This is a genomic window from Dolichospermum sp. UHCC 0315A (assembly GCF_008121535.1).
In the GTDB taxonomy this organism is placed as follows: Bacteria; Cyanobacteriota; Cyanobacteriia; order Cyanobacteriales; family Nostocaceae; genus Dolichospermum; species Dolichospermum lemmermannii.
Genome location: NZ_CP043057.1, coordinates 89,896 through 96,277, shown reverse-complemented (window position 1 = coordinate 96,277; position 6,382 = coordinate 89,896). Strand labels below are relative to the sequence as shown.

The following is a 6,382-nucleotide window of genomic DNA, read 5'->3' as shown; positions in this document are numbered from 1 at the left end:
TATTATTATGATATTGGTGGAGGTGAAACTTTAGTTAAATTCCCCATTGTTAAACTTTTTGATTATCAATCCCGTTTAGATGAGTTAGAATCTAATAATAACCCATTTGCTATCATCACAATTGCTCACTTGAAAACAAAAGCCACAATTAGTAACCTGACAGAACGGGAGCAGTGGAAGTGGATATTAATTAGAGGATTGTACGAGCGGGGGTTAACCAAAGAACAGATAGTTAAGCTATTCAAGATCATTGATACAATGATGACTTTAAGCAAGCACTTACAAGCAGCATTAATTATTAAAATTAAAAACTTAGAGGAGGAAAGAAAAATGCCTTTAATTAGTCCAACAGAACAAATGGCGATGGAACGGGGTGAAGAACGAGGAATACAGCAAGGTGGAGAAAGGTTAATTATACGACTACTTAATCGGCGGTTTGGTGTAATTCCAGCTTCTCTAACTGAAAAAATACATCAATTATCCATTGAACAATTGGAATTATTGGGGGAAGCACTTTTTGATTTTTCTACTATAACTAATTTAGACCAATGGTTAGAGAATAGAACATAGATTATAAATTGTGGGATTGAGATTAATCAATCCCAATTCACCCATCAAAAGCAATGCCTTCTCTAGAAGACGCTAACAGAAAAACAGGCATATTATTGATATAATCTGGATACTAATATTTTAGCTACTTTTCATCTATTATTGTCTAAGTTGTAACTTCAGAGGATGGCTTTGGCTTTTTCTCAAAAGTCTGGACATTAGGTTCTAATAACACAAAACCGTTATTAGTTGCCTCTCCCATTTTCCCAGCAATAGCACCGACCCACTGAGGATAATTGGCTTGTGCATCAGTCAATTTCTTCCAAACTTTAGGTTTAACCGTGACGCTAATTATCCTTCCATCGCAGTCAATCTCAAATTGTTGCCAACCATTTTCTACAGTTTTAACTTCTGGCAGTTCGTTGATTTTGATAGTTAGTTCTAATTTTCCTTCAATCATAAATACATCCTCTATAAATTAGCTGAATTAATTAATCCACACTTTTTACAAAAAAAGGGAATAGGGAACAGGGAACAAATAAAAAACTGTGATGGAATTATCTCAATCATTTGATTTCAACTTATTCGCTAATTTTTTATCTAATGTTACTAACTCAATTTGATGATACTTAGCTGTAGCCGCAATAATAGAATCTGGTAATTTTGTTTTATGGGTATATCTAAAATTAATAGTTTCGTCCTCAATTTCTGATGTAATTGCTAAATAGGTCATCTGATTTAATAAAGATTTAATCGCTTCTTTTTCCATAGAACTTATAGAAGGAAAACTCAGTAACTCCATCCGAGTTATAGCACTATAAGCACATTCATTAACTTTAATCAGCTTATCTTTTAGCAGATTTAAAATTATTAAATCACGTTGAAACAACCCAATTAAAATACTTGTATCTAACAGATACTTAAGTCCATTCATCACGTAATACTTTTTGTAACTCTAAGGGGTCTTGATTTTTAAATACAGGAAACTCAGGTAAATCATTAACTATATTTACCAATAATTGAGATGATTGTTTTTGTCGTTCTACTAATAACATTTTTTTGATAACTTCTTGGACAACCATTTCCATATTAGGCAACTCTAAAAGTTGTTTTCCTAACTCATCAGGTAACTCTATCACAACTTGCATAAGTTTTATTCTCCTAAAATGATAGCTCAATTCCCAATTCTTTACAGAATAAACTGATTTTAACATCAGTTACTTTACTTTGTTGCTAATCATGATCTTGATTATACTGTAATCGAGAACATTTAAAATCTTGTCTAAGAGGATGTTTGAAAAGTGGTATTCCGTAATTTTCATCACATTGCTACCCCCCTTTCCCCTTGTAAAGGGGGGAAACAATAAAAATCCAGTTCCCTCCCCTTTACAAGGGGAGGGTTAGGGTGGGGTAAAAAATATTTGATACATCAACCATAACTTTTCAAACACCCTCTAACCTGTGTTTCCAACTTCAATAACCCCACCCCTCCCATCTTTCACTATAGCTATATCTACTATTGCTCCAATAAATGCCCCTAGAATATCCGGTGCTAATTCCCTAGTAATCCTGCTAAATGCCTGATAACCAATAGTTTTAGCCACTTCTAGCAGTTCCTGGACAACTTCTGGAGGCGGGTTGTCTTTGATTAGGGGTAAATAGTCATTGACTAAGGATTTTTCATCGTCTGACAGGTCAGAAAAATTATTACTACCCCTATATAGAGCTTCTATTAGGACTAGTAATATTTTTTTGAGGGCATTGAACCCACCAAATTTACTAGCTATTTTAGAAATATAGGGCTGTGATAATTTGCTTATTTTAGCAACGGCTTTTTGTGTACATTTAATCCCTGTGTCTATACATTGCTTAAATGCTCCTAATAGATAATATCTGCTTACCTGTTCTCTATCACCTGCTGTTGGTGTAATTTCAAAAGCAGTGGTTTTGGTTAAGGTTGCACCGGGGTAATAATCCAGTAGGTAACTGAGATCATCATCACTGGTGAGATAAATTGTTAGTGCTTCATCAGGGCGGCGGTTGGCTCGGAGTCTGCCTCCCATCTGAATAATCTCTGCTTTCACTAAATGCTCTATATATTCCTGAAATTGGGGATTATCTTTACTGGTGTTGTAATCCCCTGTTAAAGTTGCGTATTTAGCCGCTACAGCCCCTATATCCTGATAAGGTGAACCAATCGCAAATAAAGCATCGTGATTCATGTATTTATTAGTACCGCGATTATCCTTAAACCAGTAACCTTCACCATCTTGTTTGTGTTTGAGGTGGTCAATCACTCCCAAATTTTGATGTTTAGATGTTAAGTCTATTCTTAGAGCATCTAATTGTTTAACTTTTGATTTACTTCTGTCTTTCCCACATAATCCTAAATCAGTAATTTGTACCACTTTTAGATTTGAGTAGTTAGGTAATTTTTCACAGATGACTAAGATTTCACTGGCATCTATTCCTAATTCAAATGCTACTGTTTTTCGGGTAGCAGTTGCATCTAGTAAAAACACATTTTGGAATTTACTTAGTACCTCTAATTGCCTGTTATTTTTGGTGGTAATGATTAACTTGTGATGTTTAATCCTCAATGCCCCAGGGCTAATATTAGCAATAATTTCTAATAATGGTGTTAACCAATTCACTATTAGGTTATCTAATAATTCATGGGATTCTTGACTGGCTTCTTTACCGAATGTATAACGAATATATTTCAAGGTTTTGGGGTTTATTCCCTTTCTTTCACTTGTGTCAATTCCATCTAAGGATACGCTATCAGCAGCTTGAAAGATATCTTCTAAGTCAGGTGATAGCACTTTTAAAGCCTCAATGATATTGGGGATAATTTTATGGTCAATGTCTCCCAATATCGACCTTACTTGATTATGATTATAACCATAGTAATTTTCTTTATGTTTGGAAGATAAATATTGCTCCAATGGTGAGATAAAATCTTTGATTTGTTTCCAAACTTCTGGTAAATGTCTAGCAATTTCTCCTAAAGTCTTTTGGTAATCTGTTAATGATAATTCTGTAGTTTCCACTAGATTAATTTGACGACTAGATTCATCTACAAAAGCTAGGGATTTTTCGGGTATTTCTGATGGTAATGAATCAATATGGCATCTGATTCTATCTTTCATCAGTGCCTCACGCCGGTCTCTCCTGAAAGTTGCACCAGCTATTTTATCTAATATATCACCTTCAAAATCTACACCTTGACAATTGGCTTTGAATTTACAAGTATGACAAATGGGATTTAATGATGATTCACTATTTGATTCTTGATGATAGCCTTTAGATGCTAATTTATGAAATAAAGGTGTTTTGTGACAATTCCCGGAAATATTGGCTTCTTGATCTTTAGGCCAGTTAATGGTGGGATTACCCAAGGGGGTTAAGTTGTTATCATCTGCATACATTCCATTATTTCTAACTGGTAAATCTGTATAGTTTTCTTCTATTGATTTAGTGGTGGGATTGCGGTGTTCACTTGATATGTACCAGAGTTTATTGACTTGTAACCATTCTGGTATAGTTTCTCCTACAAAGTTGGATTTACCAGCCCCAGCACTGGACATATCCAAGATATATTTTTTGCCACTTTGAATACTTTGATTGTAGGTTTCTAATCTATCAGCAGGATTAAACCATACATCAACATCTAAATTACTCCTAGATGATTGTTTAAGTGGAATAGATGCTGGTATAGATTGTGGTATATGTGCTTGCTTGAGCAGGGTTTCGATAAATAGTTTACATTCCCAATCTTCCCCAGATATTTCCTGATTAACAGGTTGTTTTGCTACTGCTAATATGGCATCTATGTATGTATGCAGATGTTCTTTATAAGCTGTCTGAATTTCATTCTCTAGTAGTTGTCTACTGTATAATCCATCTGCTATTAAATCAGCGATATCATAGCCGTCTGTACTATCTGGATTTAATCTCTGGGGATTTAATTGAATGTATGCTAATTGTGCTTTGTTAGCTGCGATTCTTAGTTTATTGGCTTTGTTGTAACCTGCTTTGTCATCGTCGGGATAACATACAATACCAGCGATATCATAAGATTTTAAGCATTGACAATATTGTTCTAGTTTGGCATCAGTCCATTGTGAACCCTGAAAGGTAGTGGTAAGTAAATTTTGTTGTCTAGCAGCATCAGTACATTTTTCTCCTTCAACTACTAAGATAAATTGGCCTTGACCATGTTTGATGATTTCTTCTTGATGGTAAACAGGCCAGGGTTTGTCACCAATTCCCTTCACACTGTCACCAAGAATATCCAGATGGTAAGGAATGGTGAGCTTTTTCTGTTCACCATCTTCTATAAATTCGTATCTAATTACATACTGTGTATCTGAGTATGTATAGATGATTTGTGATCCTCTACTGTTATGTTTCTTTTGCGGAATAGCACCAGGAGCAGGTAATTTGGCTAATTCAATGTTTTGGGGTAATGGTGCTGGTAATGGTGCTGGTAACGGATCTGGTTTTTTGGCAGGGGTGATCTGTTGGTAGTTGATTCTGCCATTGTCAATACCCGCTTGTTTTAAAGCATCTTCTAAGGGGTTAACAGCTTCTCTGATATCTTTTAGATGCTGTTTGTTGTCAGGATCTGCCCAACATTGGTACTTACCAGTTTTAATATCTACGGTTAATGAACCTTCACAGACTGGGCAAATATATCTATTTTTGCCTTTCTTGGGAGTGAGTCTGTCTAGGAAGTTCCTAATATCAAAGGTTTCTAGGTTCTTATTCATGCCACACCCCCACTAATTGCAATGGGTTGGCAAGAATTAGAAGAAAAATGTTTACACTTTTGTAATTTGCAGTCTATAATCAAAATATAAGACTGCCATGAATTAGTTTTCATAGCTGTCCTTATGCAATTGAGATTGAGACTGACGTGAATTAGTTCTCATGGTTTCTGGTTTGTTGATCCAGACCTTACTTAGGTTAGTTTTCCTAGGACGTAGACTAAGTAAAAAGCTGGGTTTGCTAATTTTTAGATTTTCTAAGCTCTCAAATTGTTGCCAAGACAGTTTGGGAGTTTTGATTTGTACTTGTAATCAAGGGTTATCATTCTTCTAAGAGTTATGAAGCATGATTGAAAAATTGACTACTGATTACAATCATACTATATCAAAGAAAACCAATTTCAGGAAAATTTATTTTTACTATTAAAATTTCTTAATCTGTATTGTACGTGTCTAAAAGCTTACGTACATGAGAGTTTTTACTATCCTTTGGTGATGTGGGGAATGCGATTCCTACGGAGCGCTTCGCTATCGCATATTTGTTGGGATGATAGGAGAGCGCTTATTTGTTGGGATGATGAGAGAGCGATCGCATATTTGTTGGATGATGAGCGATCGCTTATCTGTTGGGATAATGGGCGATCGCATATTTGTTGGGATGATGAGCGATCGCTTATCTGTTGAGATGATGGGAGAGCGATCGCTACAGGGTTTACTCTCAATGTTTTTATTACATTATTTGCAAGGGGTACAGGTTTAGTGTCGGGGTTTAATAATAGGTTTGACAAAGTTTGCTGTCGGGGTTTGTCGGGATTGAGCGATTATTATGGGGCGCTTTGCGATTTCTATGGGATGATAGGAGAGCGATCGCATATCTGTTGGGATGATAGGAGAGCGCATATTTGTTGAGATGATGAGCGATCGCTTATCTGTTGAGATGATGGGCGATCGCTTATTTGTTGGAATGATGAGCGATCGCTATCTGTTGGGATGATGGGCGATCGCTACAGGGTTTACTCTCAATGTTTTTATTACATTATTAGCAAGGGGTACAGGTTTAG

General features: G+C 35.7%; 6 protein-coding genes. 2 read left to right on the top strand and 4 right to left on the bottom strand.

The features are described from left to right. Positions 1 to 129: 129 nt before the first annotated feature. Entirely contained in the window at positions 130 to 570 is a 441-nt protein-coding gene (locus BMF77_RS25415) for a DUF4351 domain-containing protein (protein ID WP_246863023.1), read from the top strand. Positions 571 to 715: 145 nt separating this feature from the next. Here BMF77_RS25415 and BMF77_RS25750 read toward each other — a convergent pair whose 3' ends face one another. The 4 genes from BMF77_RS25750 to BMF77_RS25735 form a co-directional block, all read right to left on the bottom strand. Further along, the gene (locus tag BMF77_RS25750) at positions 716 to 1,009 is read right to left on the bottom strand and encodes a fertility inhibition FinO-like protein (protein ID WP_148766546.1); all 294 of its coding nucleotides are present in this window, start codon (positions 1,007 to 1,009) and stop codon (positions 716 to 718) included. Between the two features lie 102 nt (positions 1,010 to 1,111). Next, positions 1,112 to 1,483 carry a type II toxin-antitoxin system VapC family toxin gene (locus BMF77_RS25745; RefSeq protein ID WP_148766548.1) on the bottom strand — a complete coding sequence of 124 codons (372 nt, stop codon included), beginning with the start codon at positions 1,481 to 1,483 and terminating at the stop codon, positions 1,112 to 1,114. After that, positions 1,470 to 1,697 carry a hypothetical protein gene (locus BMF77_RS25740; protein ID WP_148766551.1) on the bottom strand — a complete coding sequence of 76 codons (228 nt, stop codon included), beginning with the start codon at positions 1,695 to 1,697 and terminating at the stop codon, positions 1,470 to 1,472. Before BMF77_RS25740 ends, BMF77_RS25745 begins: the two co-directional genes overlap by 14 nt. 306 nt (positions 1,698 to 2,003) lie before the next feature. Then, positions 2,004 to 5,324, bottom strand: a complete 3,321-nt coding sequence (locus tag BMF77_RS25735) for a hypothetical protein (RefSeq protein ID WP_148766699.1) — start codon at positions 5,322 to 5,324, stop codon at positions 2,004 to 2,006. 544 nt (positions 5,325 to 5,868) lie between these two features. On the opposite strand from BMF77_RS25735, the gene BMF77_RS25730 reads away from it, so the two are divergent. Continuing rightward, the gene (locus tag BMF77_RS25730) at positions 5,869 to 6,081 is read left to right on the top strand and encodes a hypothetical protein (protein WP_148766697.1); all 213 of its coding nucleotides are present in this window, start codon (positions 5,869 to 5,871) and stop codon (positions 6,079 to 6,081) included. Positions 6,082 to 6,382 lie beyond the last annotated feature (301 nt).

Excerpts from the sequence above, each read along its gene's own strand:
- BMF77_RS25750 (WP_148766546.1), bottom strand. The coding sequence starts at position 1,009 with ATGATTGAAGGAAAATTAGAACTAACTATCAAAATCAACGAACTGCCA.
- BMF77_RS25745 (WP_148766548.1), bottom strand. The coding sequence starts at position 1,483 with ATGAATGGACTTAAGTATCTGTTAGATACAAGTATTTTAATTGGGTTG.
- BMF77_RS25740 (WP_148766551.1), bottom strand. The coding sequence starts at position 1,697 with ATGCAAGTTGTGATAGAGTTACCTGATGAGTTAGGAAAACAACTTTTA.
- BMF77_RS25735 (WP_148766699.1), bottom strand. The coding sequence starts at position 5,324 with ATGAATAAGAACCTAGAAACCTTTGATATTAGGAACTTCCTAGACAGA.
- BMF77_RS25730 (WP_148766697.1), top strand. The coding sequence starts at position 5,869 with ATGATAGGAGAGCGCTTATTTGTTGGGATGATGAGAGAGCGATCGCAT.